Annotated in this window: 15 protein-coding genes; 4 read left to right on the top strand and 11 right to left on the bottom strand. The window is 61.8% G+C overall.

Features of this window, described 5'->3' with window-relative positions:
- Positions 1–41: 41 nt before the first annotated feature.
- The 3 genes from CJ178_RS06700 to CJ178_RS06710 are packed head-to-tail and all read right to left on the bottom strand — an operon-like array spanning position 42 to position 3204.
- On the bottom strand, positions 42–977 hold the full coding sequence (locus CJ178_RS06700) for an SDR family oxidoreductase (protein ID WP_095886405.1): 936 nt from the start codon (positions 975–977) through the stop codon (positions 42–44).
- Positions 974–1885 carry a bile acid:sodium symporter family protein gene (locus CJ178_RS06705; protein ID WP_033230789.1) on the bottom strand — a complete coding sequence of 304 codons (912 nt, stop codon included), beginning with the start codon at positions 1883–1885 and terminating at the stop codon, positions 974–976. The genes CJ178_RS06700 and CJ178_RS06705 overlap by 4 nt, the downstream gene beginning before the upstream one ends.
- Positions 1885–3204 carry a flavin-containing monooxygenase gene (locus CJ178_RS06710; protein WP_095886406.1) on the bottom strand — a complete coding sequence of 440 codons (1320 nt, stop codon included), beginning with the start codon at positions 3202–3204 and terminating at the stop codon, positions 1885–1887. Before CJ178_RS06710 ends, CJ178_RS06705 begins: the two co-directional genes overlap by 1 nt.
- Before the next feature lie 102 nt (positions 3205–3306).
- Here CJ178_RS06710 and CJ178_RS06715 point away from each other — a divergent pair, with 102 nt between their 5' ends.
- Positions 3307–4356: an Lrp/AsnC family transcriptional regulator gene (locus CJ178_RS06715; protein WP_045071018.1), complete on the top strand. Its 1050-nt coding sequence runs from the start codon at positions 3307–3309 to the stop codon at positions 4354–4356.
- A gap of 74 nt (positions 4357–4430) precedes the next feature.
- Here the strand turns inward: CJ178_RS06715 and pheT are convergent, their stop codons facing one another.
- From pheT to infC, 6 genes are all read right to left on the bottom strand, one after another.
- Positions 4431–6917, bottom strand: a complete 2487-nt coding sequence (gene pheT, locus CJ178_RS06720; protein ID WP_095886407.1) for a phenylalanine--tRNA ligase subunit beta — start codon at positions 6915–6917, stop codon at positions 4431–4433.
- A 64-nt stretch (positions 6918–6981) separates the two neighbouring features.
- Positions 6982–8052 carry a phenylalanine--tRNA ligase subunit alpha gene (gene pheS / locus CJ178_RS06725; protein ID WP_033230792.1) on the bottom strand — a complete coding sequence of 357 codons (1071 nt, stop codon included), beginning with the start codon at positions 8050–8052 and terminating at the stop codon, positions 6982–6984.
- Positions 8053–8185: 133 nt separating this feature from the next.
- Positions 8186–9010: a TrmH family RNA methyltransferase gene (locus CJ178_RS06730; RefSeq protein WP_045069994.1), complete on the bottom strand. Its 825-nt coding sequence runs from the start codon at positions 9008–9010 to the stop codon at positions 8186–8188.
- Positions 9011–9033: 23 nt separating this feature from the next.
- Positions 9034–9423: a 50S ribosomal protein L20 gene (rplT, locus tag CJ178_RS06735; protein WP_033230794.1), complete on the bottom strand. Its 390-nt coding sequence runs from the start codon at positions 9421–9423 to the stop codon at positions 9034–9036.
- A 62-nt stretch (positions 9424–9485) separates the two neighbouring features.
- Positions 9486–9680, bottom strand: coding sequence for a 50S ribosomal protein L35 (gene rpmI, locus CJ178_RS06740; RefSeq protein WP_033230795.1), 195 nt, complete (start codon positions 9678–9680; stop codon positions 9486–9488).
- Positions 9681–9724: 44 nt separating this feature from the next.
- A complete protein-coding gene (gene infC / locus CJ178_RS06745; RefSeq protein WP_165826367.1) occupies positions 9725–10372 on the bottom strand; it encodes a translation initiation factor IF-3 in 648 nt (215 codons plus the stop codon).
- A 385-nt stretch (positions 10373–10757) separates the two neighbouring features.
- On the opposite strand from infC, the gene CJ178_RS06750 reads away from it, so the two are divergent.
- Together CJ178_RS06750 and CJ178_RS06755 are read left to right on the top strand one after the other, a co-directional pair.
- Complete coding sequence (locus tag CJ178_RS06750) at positions 10758–11123, top strand: DUF1844 domain-containing protein (RefSeq protein ID WP_033230796.1); 366 nt, start codon at positions 10758–10760, stop codon at positions 11121–11123.
- Between the two features lie 22 nt (positions 11124–11145).
- Complete coding sequence (locus CJ178_RS06755; protein WP_092800179.1) at positions 11146–11565, top strand: DUF1801 domain-containing protein; 420 nt, start codon at positions 11146–11148, stop codon at positions 11563–11565.
- A 4-nt stretch (positions 11566–11569) separates the two neighbouring features.
- Here CJ178_RS06755 and CJ178_RS06760 read toward each other — a convergent pair whose 3' ends face one another.
- Positions 11570–12274 carry a helix-turn-helix transcriptional regulator gene (locus tag CJ178_RS06760; protein ID WP_033230798.1) on the bottom strand — a complete coding sequence of 235 codons (705 nt, stop codon included), beginning with the start codon at positions 12272–12274 and terminating at the stop codon, positions 11570–11572.
- An 86-nt stretch (positions 12275–12360) separates the two neighbouring features.
- On the opposite strand from CJ178_RS06760, the gene CJ178_RS06765 reads away from it, so the two are divergent.
- A complete protein-coding gene (locus CJ178_RS06765) occupies positions 12361–13068 on the top strand; it encodes an alpha/beta fold hydrolase (RefSeq protein ID WP_033230799.1) in 708 nt (235 codons plus the stop codon).
- 73 nt (positions 13069–13141) lie between these two features.
- Here CJ178_RS06765 and uvrA read toward each other — a convergent pair whose 3' ends face one another.
- A complete protein-coding gene (gene uvrA / locus CJ178_RS06770) occupies positions 13142–16102 on the bottom strand; it encodes an excinuclease ABC subunit UvrA (protein WP_179300814.1) in 2961 nt (986 codons plus the stop codon).
- Positions 16103–16209 lie beyond the last annotated feature (107 nt).

Raw genomic sequence — 16209 nt, forward strand, 5'->3', positions numbered from 1 at the left:
GACGGACAACCTCGATCCTTCCACGGCGGCCGCCAGGAGCGTCAGCGTGACGCGAGATACGCGGTAAACGCCTCCTGGCTCGAATACGCGGGAACGTAACCGAACTGCTCCTTGAGTCGCCGATTGTCGAGAACCGGCCGGTACTGGAGAAAACCGACCCGTTCCGGACCGTGCTCCGTCACACCGAGACGCCGTCCGACGCGCAGAACGCCGCGCAACAACCACGCCGGCAGTGTCAGAGTTCCCTTTCCCATCTGTGCTGCCAGATCGTCGACCGTCAACGCTCCGTCACCGGCAACGTTGAAAATGCCGACCTGATCGCCCGTCACCGCTTCGGCAAAGGCACCCGCCACATCGGTGTGCCAGACAAATACGAATGGGCTGTCACTACCGGCGACCTTGAGAAGCCGAGGGCGATCGAACAGTGCGGTGATCTGGTTGTTCACCGTCTCCCCGAGGATCGTGCCGATACGGAAGATCACCTGCTCGAGTTCCGGGTGCACAAATCGGTATTCGGCCAGCATTTCCTCGACGAGTCGCTTGTGGCGGCTGTATGTGAATGCGTCGTTGCCCCTGACCGCGACATCCTCGGTGATCCACGGCGGATTATCGGCGTGATAGCCGTAGGCCGCACCGGACGACGACACAACCACTCGTCGCACGCCGAATTCGACGCAGGCAGCAAGCACATTCCGCGTCCCGTCGACGTCGACGCGATACTCCTGTTCCGCGGTGGTGTGCTTGCCCGGATTGACGATGGACGCAAGGTGAACCACGACGTCCGGCCGGTGCTCGGCAAATACTTCTGCCAACTCCGTAGCGCTACGGACGTCCGCGTGCACTCGGCGCACGTCGTCTACGGCCACCTCGGGCACAGATAGATCCGCGCTGACGACTGTGACGCCTTGCGCCGTCAATGCCTCGACGACTGCAGTACCGAGGAAGCCGTTTCCACCTGTAATCAGTGCAGTGGTCACGCTGCTACCTCCGTTCGAATTCGCCGTTTCGACCACAGAGTTGCGAGCGCCAATCCTGCGATGATGTCCCAGATCCCCCACCAGCCGGCAACAATTGCCATGCCGCCGAGGCCGTCGAAGAAGGTGAACACCAACCCAAGCCCGAGCCCTGCGTTACGGATACCGACTTCGAACGAGACTGCGCGACGGCTGTATTCGTTCAACCCGGTCGCGACACCGCACACGTATCCCAGGCCGAGCGCAACAGCATCGTGCAGGAACACCGCGATCAGCACCACACCGATGTAGTCGACGAAGTACGACGCGTTGCCCGCCACTCCTGCCACGATGAAAATCAGCAGTGCAATCAGTGCGCCGTTCTTCACCCAGGGTTGGGCCTTCGCGGCCAGTTCCGGAAACTTCCGGGCAGCCCAGATTCCGATGACAAATGGCACCCCGATGATCAGCGCGATCTGCACGACCATCTCGAGGGCGTTCAGGTTCACCGATGCCAGCAGCGCGTCGGTCTCCGGGCGTCTGCTCCCCCAGAAGGCAAAGTTGAGCGGCATCAGGAAGATCGCGAGCACGTTCGACACGGCCGTCATCGACACCGACAGTGCGACGTCGCCGCCGGCGCGGTGGGTCAGGACGTTCGAGATGTTGCCTGGTGGGCAGCACGCCACCAAGATCATGCCGAGCGCAACCGATGGAGCCGGCGAAAGAACCAGTGTCAGAACAAATGTCACGGCGGGTAGCAATACGAATTGCGCCGCAATGCCCACCGCCATCGCCTTGGGTTTGGTCAACGCACGACGGAAGTCGTCGACCGACGTGTCGAGTGCGATCCCGAGCATGATCGCGGCCAGAACCACGTTGAGAATCATCAAGGACCCAGGATTGAAGTTGAGAACCACCTCGTCGATCGGCATCACTGCCCGCCTTCCGTCAATGCTGTGTCGAGCAGACCGATATGACGCTTGATCGCCGCGCGGTAGGCATCCTTGTTCACGTAGTAGGCCATCCGGCCCAACGTCAGATATCGATATCCCCCGGACAAGTCGGGCGGTGGACCAGCTGCGGCCACGTCGAATTCTCGGGCTGCCGCGGGAGCGTCGGTTCGCGCTTTGATCAGTTTCGCGACCATCTCGGCCTGCTCGAAGCGGCCCTGCCACCCGAGGCCCGATGCTTCGACCATCCCGAGAACAAACAGATTCTCGTGTCGTCGGCTTGCGACGTTGAGAAACAGATCCGGTGCTGCCCCTGCCCAATCCAGATGCTTGCGGGCAATGAACGGGTAGTCGAGGTGGTAGCCGGTCGCACACATCACAAGGTCGTAATCCGACACCGATCCATCGACAAAATGGACACTGTCCCTGTCGAACCCGTCAATGTCAGCGCGAACCTGCACGTCGCCGTGCCCCACGTGATGCAAGATCAGCGAGTTCACCACCGGATGAGACTCGTAGATCTTGTAGTCGGGCGCCGGAAACCCGAAGTGCACCGGATCGCCGGTGAACTGTTTGAGTACAAGCGTGTCGAGTCGTTGTTTGATCCACGGCGGCAACGGCTTTCCCTGGTTCAGCGTGTCCGACGGACGCCCGAACAGGTACTTCGGTACAAAGTAGTATCCGCGCCGGACACTCAGATCCACGGAATCTGCGTAGTGAACCGCATCGACGGCGATATCGCACCCACTGTTTCCCGCCCCGATGATCAGTACCCTCTTGCCGCGGAAAACCTCTGCGCTCCGATATTCGCTCGTATGCAGGAGTTCTCCGCTGAACTGCCCGCGAAACGTGGGCATATTCGGCTTGGACAACGTTCCGTTGGCGATGATCACGCCCCGATACTTCGCGGACGTGATCTCCCCGTCTCGCCCGCGGGAAGTCACCTGCCACAGCGAGTCCGTCGGCGTGACCTCGACGACGGTGGTTCCGAAGCTGAAGTGTTTTCGGAGGTCGTGGACATCGGCATAGTCGCGGAAATACTCCGCGAGTTCCACATGGCTGGGATAGTCGGCCACCGAATCCGCCATCGGAAATTCCGTGAACGCAGTAGTGCTTTTCGACGAGATGAGGTGGGCCGATTCGTACACGGTGCTGTGCGGGTTGTCGATGTCCCAGAGACCACCGACATCATCGTGGCTCTCGAAACCGTCGAACTCGATACCGGCCCGATCAAGGTTACGAGCCCCGGCCAAACCCGACGGTCCCGCACCGATCACCGCGTACTTGTTCTCTGTGCTCATCCGTTGTTTCCGTCCACCCGGCCTGCTCGACGCAGATTCTTCCTGTCGCTCGAGAGTGGCAGATAGTCCGAAATTAACGCCGATATGCCGGATAATGACGGAATGAGTGCTGATTATGCCGACAAAGGTCTGTATATCGATGAAATCGACTTGAGGATAATCAATGCGCTGCAACTCGCCCCGCGCTCCACATGGCTCTCACTGGCCGGGCCACTCGAACTGGATGCTGCGACAATCGCCCGACGGTGGAACCGGCTCTCCGACTCCGCGTTGGCCTGGGTAACAGTTACCCCTGGACCTCGCGTCCTCGACGCTATCGTGACAGCTGCTGTCGAAATCGACTGCGCACCGGCACAACTCGATGCCGTCGCCGATCGCCTGACGACGTTGGCCCACGCGGTCACTATCGAAATCTCTACGGGCAGAGCCGATCTCCTGGTCACAGCCGGAACCCCGGATCTGGCCTCGATGTCGCAATTCATCTCCCAACAGATCGCCACGATCGACGGCGTGCAGGGCTTGCGAACGTCGATCATCACGCGCTGGTTCACCGAGGGCGGCCGGTGGCGACTCAACGCGCTTGCGCCATCCGAGCGCGGCTTCCTTGCTGCCGGCGAATCGCGTGGGCGACGGTCACCTTCGCGAGTAGCCGCCGTGTCGGAACAAGACCGCACACTTCTGACCACGCTCGCTCACGACGGGCGGACACCGATGCGGGAACTTGCCGATTCGATCGGAATCAGCCCCGCCGCCTGCAAACGGCAAATCGACCGGTTGACCTCATCGGGTTTGGTGGCATTGCGGTGCGAATTCGCCCGGCCCGTCGCGGGACTACCGATACTCGCAACCCTGTGGTGCCGTGTCGACGCCGAGCATCTGGACATGGTTGGTCGGCTCCTGAGCCGAGCACCCGAGGTGCGGAATTGTTTTGCCGTCGTGGGTAGCGAGAATCTGGTGGTGCAATTGTGGCTGCATTCGCCCGCAGAACTCGACGCCTTCGAGATCCGAATACGCAGGGAGTGCCCCGAATTGCATATCGGGGAACGCTCGATCGTCCTCTACCTCCGCAAACTGCTCGGTCACGTACTCGACCAGCAGGGTCGCCGGACGGGCACCATCGCGCCGGATGTCTGGCTTCCCCGAGAAGCCTGAACATTCTCGAATCCGACTGAACGAGAAAGGGACCCGAGGCGCTGTGGCCTCGGGTCCCATGACAACTCGTGCTGCTAGCCGCGCATCTGCGCGCCTACAGCCTTGGACGCTGCCTCTACTGCTGCGTCACGCGCGGCACTGGCCTCGTCCTCGGTCAGGGTGCGATCCACGCCGCGGAAGCGAAGTGCAAACGCCAGCGACTTGCGGCCCTCACCAACTTGCTCGCCCTCGAACACGTCGAACAGACGAATGTCTTCGAGAAGCTCGCCGCCGCCGACGCGTAGAGCTTCCTGAACCTCGGCGGCCGGAACGTTGCGGTCGACAACGACGGCCACGTCCTGCAGAACAGCCGGGAACGGCGACACACGCGGAGCGGGCAGGTTCTCGACCAACGGCAGCGCGTCCAGATCGATTTCCAGCGCACAGGTGCGAGCGGGCAGTCCAGCACGCTCGAGAACAGCCGGATGCAATTCGCCGGCATGCCCGACAACGTTGCCGTCGACAAGAACCTCGGCGCAACGACCCGGATGCCACGGCAGATACTGCGCCGCACGCAGTTCAACCTCGACGCCGGCTGCCGCTGCGATGACGCGCACTGCAGCAAACGCGTCCGATGCCTCTGCCGCACGGCCGGGGCCCCACGGGCCGTTGAGCTCACGCAAACCACTGAGCACAGCGGCGACGTGTACCGGCTGCTCGGGCAGTGACGCAATCAGGTTTGCGATCTGATCGTCCGTCGGACGACGGTCGACCGGCAATGCATCGACAGGCTTGGTGTCAGGCCCCGGAAGCACAACCTGGGCAATGCCGTACAGCGCAAGATCCCGCTGGCCACGAGAAGTGTTGCGAGCCAATACCTCCAACAAGCCGGGCAGGAGCGTCGTAGCAAGTTCGGGGCGATCCGCCTCGAGCGGGTTGAGCACCTTGCTGGTATTGCGACGCGGATCGTCGCTGCCGAGTCCCCAGACATCGAAGATGTTGGTGGGCAGGAACACCGGCGGCAGAACCTCGACGAATCCGGCATGTGCAATCGCCTTGGACACCGTGCGCTTGCGACGCTGCTTCGGCGTCAATCCACGTCCGGCGGGTGCAGCCGGGAGAACCGACGGAATCTGCTCGAGTCCTTCGAGACGCAAGACCTCTTCGACCAGATCAGCAGGCTGAACCAGGTCCGGTCGCCACGACGGCGGGGTTGCGACCAACTGGCCGTGCCCTCCGTCGCTGACTCCGACCTCGACAGTGCAACCGACCTGGGTGAGACGACGCGCAGCCGTGCCGTTGGGGTAGCTGACGCCGGCAACGCGATCGGGAAGGTCGATGTCCATCCGAATCGCTTCACGCGGCGCAACCGCACCGACATCGGTGAGGACGGGTTCGATACGGCCACCGGCGATCTCGACGAGCAGTGCTGCCGCGCGGTCGACTGCGGCAACCGGGATCGCCGGGTCCACAACGCGCTCGAAACGCTTGCTGGCCTCGCTGGACAGCTTGTGCCGACGCGCAGTCTTGAAGACTGCAAGCGGATCCCAGGTAGCTGCCTCGAGCAAGATGTCCGTGGTCTCGGACCCGACCTCGGTAGTCGCGCCGCCCATGACTGCAGCCAACGAGATGACGCCGGAATCGTCGACGATCACCACATCCTCGGGATCGAGGGTGCGCTCGACCTCGTCGAGTGTGGTGAGCTTCTCGCCGGCTTTCGCGCGGCGAATCACCAGGTCGCCCTTCACTGCGTTTGCATCGAATGCGTGCAGCGGCTGACCCAGTTCGAGCATCACGTAGTTGGTGACGTCCACAGCAGGAGAGATCGGGCGAACACCCGAGAGCAGCAAGCGTCGCTGCATCCACCACGGGCTGACCGCCTTGGGATCGATGCCGGTGACCTTACGCATCACGAAGCGCGTCGCCTTGGACTCCGGTTCGAGCTGTACCGGCCACGCCTGCCCCTCAGCGGGGTGGGCGGGAACCGAAGCAGGATCGGCAAATTCGAGATCGAAGCCGCACGCGAGTTCACGAGTAAGGCCGCGTACCGAGAAGCAGTAGCCACGGTCAGGGGTGATGTTCAGTTCGATGATCGTGTCACCGAGCCCGAGCAACTCGTTGCCGTCTGCGCCGGGCTCAGCAGTGCCGGGTTCGAGCACGAGGATGCCCGAGTGATCCTTGCCGATTCCAAGTTCCGCGACAGAGCAGATCATTCCGTCGGAGATCTTGCCGTACGTCTCACGAGACGCGATGGCAAAGCCGCCAGTTAGGACAGCGCCGGGCAACGCAACAACGACGAGGTCACCCTCGGCAAAATTGCGGGCACCACAGACGATGCCGCGCGGCTCTGCTTCGCCGACCTCGACCTGGCAGAAACGGATCGGCTTCTTGAACTCGGTGAGTTCGGTGATCTCGAGGACCTTGCCGACCACCAGGGGGCCGTCGATTGCCTCGAGTGTGTCGAGTTCCTCGACTTCGAGTCCTACCCGGACGAACCCAGCGTCCAACTCTTCGGGAGTGACTTCCCACTCCGGAGTTGCCCGCTGCAGGATCTCGGTCAGCCAGGATTGCGCTACTCGCACGTCAGCTCAGCTCTCTCGTTTTCTCGATAAGTCTGTTGGTCGAAAAGGTCCGGATACCGGACGGTCAGCCGGCAACGCCGAATGGCAGCGTGAAACGCACGTCGCCTTCGACGATGTCACGCATGTCCGGGATGCCGTTGCGGAACTGCAGAGTCCGCTCGAGGCCCATACCGAACGCAAATCCCGAGTACTCGTCCGGATCAATTCCACTGGCACGCAGCACGTTCGGGTTGACCATGCCGCAGCCGCCCCATTCGACCCACCCTGCGCCACCCTTCTTGTTCGCGAACCACACGTCGACCTCAGCCGACGGTTCCGTGAACGGGAAGTAGTTGGGGCGCATACGCGTCCGAGTCTCGGGACCGAACAATGCACGTGCGAATGCGTCCAGAGTTCCGCGAAGATTGGCCATCGTCAGACCCTTGTCGACAGCAAGACCCTCGACCTGCGAGAACACCGGCGTGTGCGTCGCATCGAGTTCGTCGGTACGGAAGGTGCGACCGGGGCAGACGACGTAGATCGGAACCTCACGCGTGAGCATCGTGCGCACCTGCACCGGCGAGGTGTGCGTACGCAGCACCTGACGCGAGTTCTCCGGCGCCAGATGGAATGTGTCCTGCATGGTCCGCGCGGGATGATCCGGCAGGAAGTTCAGAGCGTCGAAGTTGAAGTGCTCGGTCTCGACCTCCGGTCCCTCGGCGACCTCCCAGCCCATCGCGACAAACACGTCGGCGACCTGCTCGGAGATCAAGCTGATGGGATGACGGGCACCCACTGGATAACGATCGGATGGCAGCGTGACGTCGATTGCCTCGGCGACCAGCACCGCGGCGTCTCGTTCGGCAAGGAGAACCTCGCGACGCGCGTCGTACGCAGAGCTGATGCGCGTACGGAAGATGTTGACACGCTTGCCCGCTTCGGCCTTTTCCTTACCGGGAAGGCTGCCGAGACCACGGCGAGCGAGGGCGATCGGGGACTTGTCCCCCATGTGCTCAACCTTGACCTGAGCCAGTGCATCCAGGTCCGCTGCCTCCGCGAGCGCCTTCTCTGCGTTCTCCGCGGCCGCGGTCAGCGCCTCTTCGGTGAGCGCACTCGCATCGACGTCCGGCGGGGTCGCGCCCTCATTTTTCGCCACGGCTGTGACACTCCTGTCGCTTCTCGGTTTGCTTCTCTACTGCGGTCGAGCATTGTGTCGAGCATTGTTACGCTCTTGCATTCTCTCAGGCTTCCGCAAATGGAATTCCGAGAGGTCACTTCCGTCTTGTTCGTCAGCCCTGATCGGTGTCGCGATTTTGCACCCGCGCACTCGCATAGAGGCAGATGGCGGCTGCAGTCGCCAGATTAAGGCTCTCGGCGCGCCCGTGGATCGGAATACGGACACGGTAATCAGCGCGGGCCGCTATGGCCGGATCAAGACCGTGCGCTTCGTTTCCGAACAGCCAGGCCGTCGGCTTGCTCAACAACTCGTCCGCGTTGTCGAGGTCGATCTCTCCGTCGGCAGCAGTCGCCAGGATCTGAATACCGGCGGCGCGGATCTGTTCGATCACCGAATCGGTATCGCGTTCACGAACAACCGGTAGGTGGAACAGGCTGCCCGCCGACGATCGAACCACTTTGCCGTTGTGCGGGTCCACGCTGTCTCCGGCCAGGATCGCGGCATCAGCGCCAACTGCGTCGGCAATCCGAATTACCGTGCCCGCGTTGCCCGGTTCGTTGACCTCGACCGGAACGGCAAGGAGCTTGGTATCCGGGCGGATCGCGTCCGACAGAGGAACATCGAGGAGATCACACACGGCAACCAAGCCGGGCGGAGTCACGGTGTCGCTCAGTGCCTTAGCTGCGCGGTCGGTGACGAGAGCAGCGCGAACTCCGGAGCTCAACGCCAGATCGATGACGTGTTGATACCGATCGGCAGCGGCCTCTGTGTAGAAGAGATCACGGACCACGGTGGCGGTTGAGCCGTTGGCCTTCAAGACTTCTGTGACGGAGTTTTCGCCCTCGACCAGGAATCGTCCTGCTTTACGTCGTTCTGCTGTGCGCAGGAGCTTGACAGCAGAAACGACCCGCGGAGTCCGCTCGGTGAGCGGATCCACGGGCCGTTGCTGTGATGCGTCGATCAGGCTGCTTCTCCGGCAGGCGCATTCACGTCAGCCGGCAGAGCGGCCTTCGCGAGTGCAACGAGGCCGGCAAAGGCCTCTGCATCGGAGACGGCGAGCTCGGCGAGGATCTTGCGGTCGACGTCGACCTCAGCCAGGCGCAGGCCCTGGATCAGGCGGTTGTACGTGATGTCGTTGGCCCGAGCTGCAGCGTTGATACGCGTGATCCACAGCTTCCGGAACTCACCCTTGCGTGCACGACGGTCGCGGTATGCGTAAACCATCGAGTGGAGCTGCTGCTCCTTGGCCTTGGTGTACAGACGCGAACGCTGTCCACGGTAGCCGCTGGATGCAGCAAGAATTGAACGACGCTTCTTCTGGGCGTTGACCGCCCTCTTTACGCGTGCCACGTGAAAATCCTGTCAATCTAGGGGCTGAGATTCGGCCCCGGGTGGTCAGTAAGGGGGACGACTCAGATGCCGAGCATGCGCTTGATGCGCGGTGCGTCATCAGGGCTGACGACAGCGACACCGTCGAGACGACGGGTGACCTTGCTGGCCTTGTGCTCGAGAAGGTGGCGACGGCCGGCCTTCTGGCGCAGGAGCTTGCCGGAACCGGAAACCTTGAATCGCTTCGAGGCGCCGCTGTGGGTCTTCATCTTGGGCATGGAGTCCTCAGTTCTTTGTTACGTGATGGTGCTTGGGGAATCGACTAGCTGGTCGGAGCTTCGGGAGCCGCTTCTTCGGCTGCCGGGGCTGCCGGGGCTGCCGGAGCTTCGGGAGCCGGCTTCGGAGCCGCCTGAGCGACGGGCGCCTGAGCGCTTTCCTGAGCCTTGACGCGGGTCTTGGCACCCTTGTGCGGCGCCAGAACCATCGTCATGTTGCGACCGTCCTGCTTAGCCGAGGTCTCGACGAAACCGAGGTCTGCGACGTCTGCTCCCAGACGCTGCAGAAGGCGGTAGCCGAGTTCGGGGCGTGACTGCTCACGACCGCGGAACATGATCGTGACCTTGACCTTGGAACCAGCTTCGAGGAAGCGAACAACGTTGCGCTTCTTGGTCTCGTAGTCGTGGGCGTCGATCTTGGGGCGAAGCTTCTGCTCCTTGATGACCGTAAGAGTCTGGTTCTTGCGAGACTCACGGGCTTTCTGTGCAGCTTCGTACTTGAACTTGCCGTAGTCCATGATCTTGCAGACCGGCGGACGGGCATCAGGAGCTACCTCGACAAGGTCGAGGTCGGCTTCCAGAGCCAAGCGGAGTGCATCTTCAACACGCACGATGCCTACCTGTTCACCGCCAGGTCCGACCAAACGGACCTCGGGAACGCGGATTCGATCGTTGATGCGGGTCTCAGTGCTGATGGGGCCTCCTAGGTTGAACGGTGCGGTCTTGTGACCGCACGCAGCTAGTTCTACCCAAACCCCAACAAAAAACCCCGCGGTGATATTTCTCCGCGGGGCCCGATGTCGACCGATCAGATCAAACCCAGCTCACGCCAGGAACAATCTCCTCGACTAAACGAGGAACCTGATGAAGAATAGATTCTTCGTCAGGTGACCGGAACCACTGAACTGCAGTTTCACCTGCCGCGCAGAGGTGGGAGTCGGGCTCCACTTGCTGCCCCCGAACATGTCGGAGGCGGTCGTTGGGACAAGAGTATCAGGCCGGCGGCGATGAATCTAATCGTGCCTGCACAAGACAAGGGCAGATTGAACTGCTCCGGACCGTGATGGAATCCTTGCAGACATGAGTGAGAACTTCGAAGCAGATCAGAACACCGACGCGAACCCTGATGTCCGCGAACTCTCCGAGGTTCCCGCAGTCGAGGTCATCAGCCGCGCCGCCGTGATGCTGATGAGCTCCGCAGCAGAGAAGCTCGGACTGTCCGACGCCGACCCGTCGGCCAGCCCCTACCTGGACCTGGACGAAGCGCGCCGGGTCATCACCGCGCTCGCCGGACTGGTCACCGCATCCGTCGAATACCTCGGCCCCCACGCGGGTCCCATTCGCGAAGGCCTGCAGGCCCTCCAGCGTGCGTTCCGCGAAGCGTCGTCGCACCCCGACGAGCCGGGCAAGGGCCCGGGCGAGAAGTTCACCGGACCGGTCTACTGAGTCACGAACGGCGACCACGCACATGGCAACCGCGAACAAAACGCAGCCGACTCCAGACGACGTCGGTGCCTTTGTCGATCGAATTGCCGACCCTGTCAAACGCGCCGACAGTGCGGAACTGATTTCCGTACTGTCGGCTGCGACCGGCGAACCGCCGGTGATGTGGGGAACCAGCATCATCGGATTCGGTGCCCGCCACTATCGCTATGCAAGCGGACACGAAGGTGACACCGCACTGATCGGGTTCTCACCTCGAGCGACCGCACTGACTCTCTATTTGTCACTGGACTTCGACGAGCACGCCTCGACGCTCGGCCGCCTGGGCAAGCACAAGATCGGCAAAGGCTGCCTCTATGTCAAACGGCTCAGTGACATCGATCGCTCAGTCTTGGAAGAACTTGTCACGGAATCCGTTGCGGCGGCCCTGAACATGAACTCCTGAGCCGTCAACTCGCGTCAGCTGCCGAGCGAGCCGTCGGCGGCGGCTCTCCGAACAGCGCAGTCTCTCGAGGAACAAAAAGCTCCTTGGTCAGCGTCGCTTTCTGGATCCGATCGAGACGGAACCACCGAACCGCGTCTCTCGTTCGGCACCAACCGATCACGAACCACCGATCTCGGGCGTGAGCCAGCAGATGTGGCTCGACCGCACGCGTCGATTCGGCACCGTCTCCGTCGATGTACCGCAACGACACAACACACTTACGTTCCAAAGCCTGCTCGATCGCGCGCCGGTTCACTCCTGACTCGTCATCAGATTCTTCGTCATGCCGAACCCAGACGCGCCCGCTGAGTTCCTCAACTCTGGCCCGACTGTCGGCGTCCATGACGTCGAGTAGTTTGGCCAGGGCTGCCCGTCCGTCGTCCGCGAACGGAGCGTCTCCGACAGCAGTCAGGGCCAGGGCGATCGACACTGCCTGCGGGACAGTGAAATTCACCGGAGGTAGCGTCGCGCGCCCAATCAGACGGTAACCGCCGCCAGGTCCGCAGCGACCTTCGATCGCGGATCCCGACTCCGTCAATGTCTCGATGTCACGCTTGACTGTGCGCGGCGTGACACCGAATTGCGCCGCCAACTGCGCCGCATTTGACCCGCGATCGCCACGACGACGCAACTCCTCGAGGAGTGCATGCAATCTGGCCGCTCGATTCACGTTTCCGATTGTCCCAAATTTCGATACCAAACGGTGACAAAATCGGTGACACGCAGTTGTCACCGATAGCCCGCCACTATGGGCTCATGAAAACTCACATCGTTCTGGTTCCCGGATTCTGGCTCGGCGCATGGGCGTGGGACGCGGTACTCCCCCACCTTCAACGCCCTGATACCCACGTAACCGCACTAACACTTCCGGGACTCGAGTCGGTGGACTCGCCCCGGAACACCGTGACTCTCGATTCCCACGTCAGCGCAATCGTCGACGCCGTCTCGAGGTCGGACGAACGCACGATCCTGGTCGTGCACAGCGGCGCCGGAGCGTCCGGGTACGCCGCGACCGATCGCGTACCCGACCAGATTGCGCGCATCGTCTACGTCGACAGCGGTCCGATGCCGGATGGCACCGCTCTTCGACCCGATCTCGCCGAGGATGCGATCGAGGTTCCACTACCGCCTTGGGCCGAACTGGAAGCAGACGGGAGCAGCATCGAGGGACTCGACGACGACGCCTTGACGGCATTTCGTGATCGCGCTGTCCCCGAACCTGCGGGCGCAGCTCGAGATCAGATCGTCCTGACCGATCCGAGACGCTATTCGGTTCCCACCACTGTGGTGTGCAGCAGCTATCCCTCCGACGTCATCAAACAGATGGCTGATGGTGGATTTCCCATTGCCGTCGAACTCGCGAAGTTGCCGGTGACGTACGTCGATCTTCCGACCGGACACTGGCCGATGTGGTCACGCCCGAAGGAGTTGGCCGAAACCATTCTCGACGCAGCAGACGCATAGCGTCACGACGCAGCAGTGATGCCGGGACGACAAACCGTCCCGGCATCACTGCGATCGCGCCTATCTCACCCTGTCAGGCCACCGATGCGGACTTCTTCCGCGGCGCAGCCTTCTTGGGGGCCGTAGCCTTCGCGGCGCGCTTCTTCGCCACAGTCTTCTTCTTCACGGGAGCCTGTTGCGCATGGAGTACCTCGCTGAGGAACTTGCCGGTGTAGCTCTCGGGCACGGCAGCAATTTCTTCCGGAGTTCCTTCTGCCACAACGGTTCCGCCGCCGGATCCACCTTCGGGACCCATGTCGACAACCCAGTCCGATGTCTTGATGACATCGAGGTTGTGCTCGATCACGATGACACTGTTGCCCTTGTCGACCAATCCGTTGATGACGATCAGCAACTTGCGAATGTCTTCGAAATGCAGGCCGGTTGTCGGCTCGTCGAGGATGTAGACGGTACGTCCGGTGGAACGTTTCTGAAGCTCGGCAGCAAGCTTGACGCGCTGTGCCTCACCACCGGACAGCGTCGGCGCCGGCTGTCCCAGTCGCACGTAACCGAGACCGACGTCCACCAGAGTCTTCAGGTACCGGTGAATCGAGGTGACCGGCTGGAAGAACTCCGCCGCCTCCTCGATGGGCATGTCCAGAACCTCGGCGATGGACTTGCCCTTGTAGTGAACCTCGAGTGTCTCGCGGTTGTACCGAGCTCCGTGGCAGACCTCGCAGGGTACATACACGTCGGGCAGGAAGTTCATCTCGATCTTGAGGGTGCCGTCACCCGAACATGCCTCGCAGCGACCGCCCTTGACGTTGAACGAGAAACGCCCCGGCTGATAGCCGCGCACCTTGGCTTCGGTGGTCGCAGCGAACAGCGTGCGGATCTTGTCGAACACACCGGTGTAGGTAGCCGCGTTTGACCGCGGGGTACGGCCGATCGGCGACTGATCAACCTGAACCAACTTGTCGAGTTGGTCGAGTCCGTTGATTCGGGTGTGGCGGCCAGGCACCTGACGCGCGCCGTTGAGCTTGTTGGCCATGACGGTGGCCAGGATGTCGTTCACCAATGTCGACTTGCCCGAACCGGAAACACCGGTAACCGCGGTGAGAACACCCAATGGGAAGCTCACATCGATGCCGTCGAGGTTGTGCTCACGCGCACCGACAACGGTGACCTGACGCTTACGATCGACCGGGCGACGGATCTCCGGGACCTCGATGAACTTTCGCCCGGACAGATAAGCGCCGGTAATCGACTCGTCGCAGGTGAGCAGCTCTTCGTAGGGTCCGCTGTGGACTACCTGGCCGCCGTGCTCGCCGGCATACGGACCGATGTCGACCACCCAGTCGGAGGTACGAATCGTGTCTTCGTCGTGCTCGACCACAATCAGGGTATTGCCGAGATCGCGAAGCCTGGTCAGCGTTTCGATCAGGCGACGGTTGTCTCGCTGGTGCAAACCGATGGACGGCTCGTCCAGCACGTAGAGCACACCGACAAGACCCGAACCGATCTGCGTTGCCAGCCGGATTCGCTGGGCCTCACCGCCGGACAAGGTGCCCGCGGCACGCGACAGCGAGAGATATTCAAGTCCGACGTCGAGGAGGAATCCGAGGCGGGCCTGAACTTCCTTGAGCACCTGTCCCGCGATGGCTTCTTCGCGTGAACCGAGTGTGAGGCTGTTCAGGAAATCCGCGCAGTCGGAGATCGAGAGTTCACAGACCTCCGCAATGGACTTGCTGCCGAAATCTCCGGCAGCAATAGTGACCGAGAGGATTTCCGGACGCAGTCGCGCACCGCCACATGCGGGACACGGGGTGTCACGCATGTAGCCGTCGTAACGTTCCTTCATCTGATCGGATTCGGTCTGCTCGAGCCTGCGATGCAGGAAGGGCATGACGCCCTCGAACTCCGCGTAGTAAGAACGGGTACGGCCGTACCGGTTCTTGTACCGGACGTGGACCTGCTCCTCACTGCCCTCGAGAATTGCCTTGCGCGCCTTGGCCGGAAGCTTGTTCCACGGCGTTTTCATGTCGAAGCCGAGGATGTCGCCGAGACCGGACAGCAATCGCCCGAAGTACTCGGAACTCTGCCCCATCGACCACGGCGCGATAGCTCCGTCCTCGAGGCTCAACTCCGCGTCGGGTACAACAAGTTCGGGGTCTACCTCTTTGCGAATACCCAGACCCGTGCACTCCGGGCAGGCTCCGTACGGCGAGTTGAACGAGAACGAACGCGGCTCGAGATCGTCGATCGCGAGTGGGTGAGCATTGGGACACGCCAACTTCTCGGAGAATCGCCGCTCCCGATCGGGCGCGTTTTCTTCACGGTCGACAAAGTCGAGAACAACAATGCCCTCGGCAAGGCGGAGAGCGGTCTCGATCGAATCCGTGAGTCGCTGCTTGGAGCTTGCCTTCACCTGAAGACGATCGACGACAACTTCGATGTCGTGCTTTTCCTGCTTCTTCAGCTTCGGCGGATCGGTCAAGGGGTAGACGACACCATCAACCCGTACACGTGAGTAACCCTGCGTATTGAGCTGTTCGAAAAGGTCGACGAACTCACCCTTGCGGGTGCGCACCACCGGAGCGAGGACCTGGAACTTGATGCCCTCCTCCATGTCGAGGACCTGATCGACAATCTGTTGAGGGGTCTGGCGTGCGATCTTCTCCCCACACACCGGGCAGTGAGCGGAACCTGCGCGGGCATAGAGAAGACGAAGATAGTCGTAGACCTCGGTAATGGTTCCGACGGTTGACCGGGGGTTCCGGTTGGTCGACTTCTGATCGATCGACACCGCAGGCGACAAGCCTTCGATGAAATCGACATCTGGTTTGTCCATCTGGCCCAGGAACTGACGCGCGTACGCCGAGAGTGACTCGACATACCGGCGCTGTCCTTCGGCGAAGATCGTGTCGAACGCAAGGCTGGATTTACCCGAACCCGACAAACCCGTGAAGACGATCATGCTGTCTCGCGGGAGATCCAGGTCGACTCCTCGCAGATTGTGCTCTCGCGCACCCCGCACGATCAGGCGATCCGACACACCAATTCCCTTCATCGTCATTCATCTGGGGCTGTCCACCAGCGACATCACCGACATCACGAGCACTCAAACGCAGCGAGTCCTCGAACGACGCCATGGTAGGCCGA

Source organism: Rhodococcus sp. ACPA4 (assembly GCF_002300185.1).
GTDB lineage: Bacteria > Actinomycetota > Actinomycetes > Mycobacteriales > Mycobacteriaceae > Rhodococcus_F > Rhodococcus_F globerula.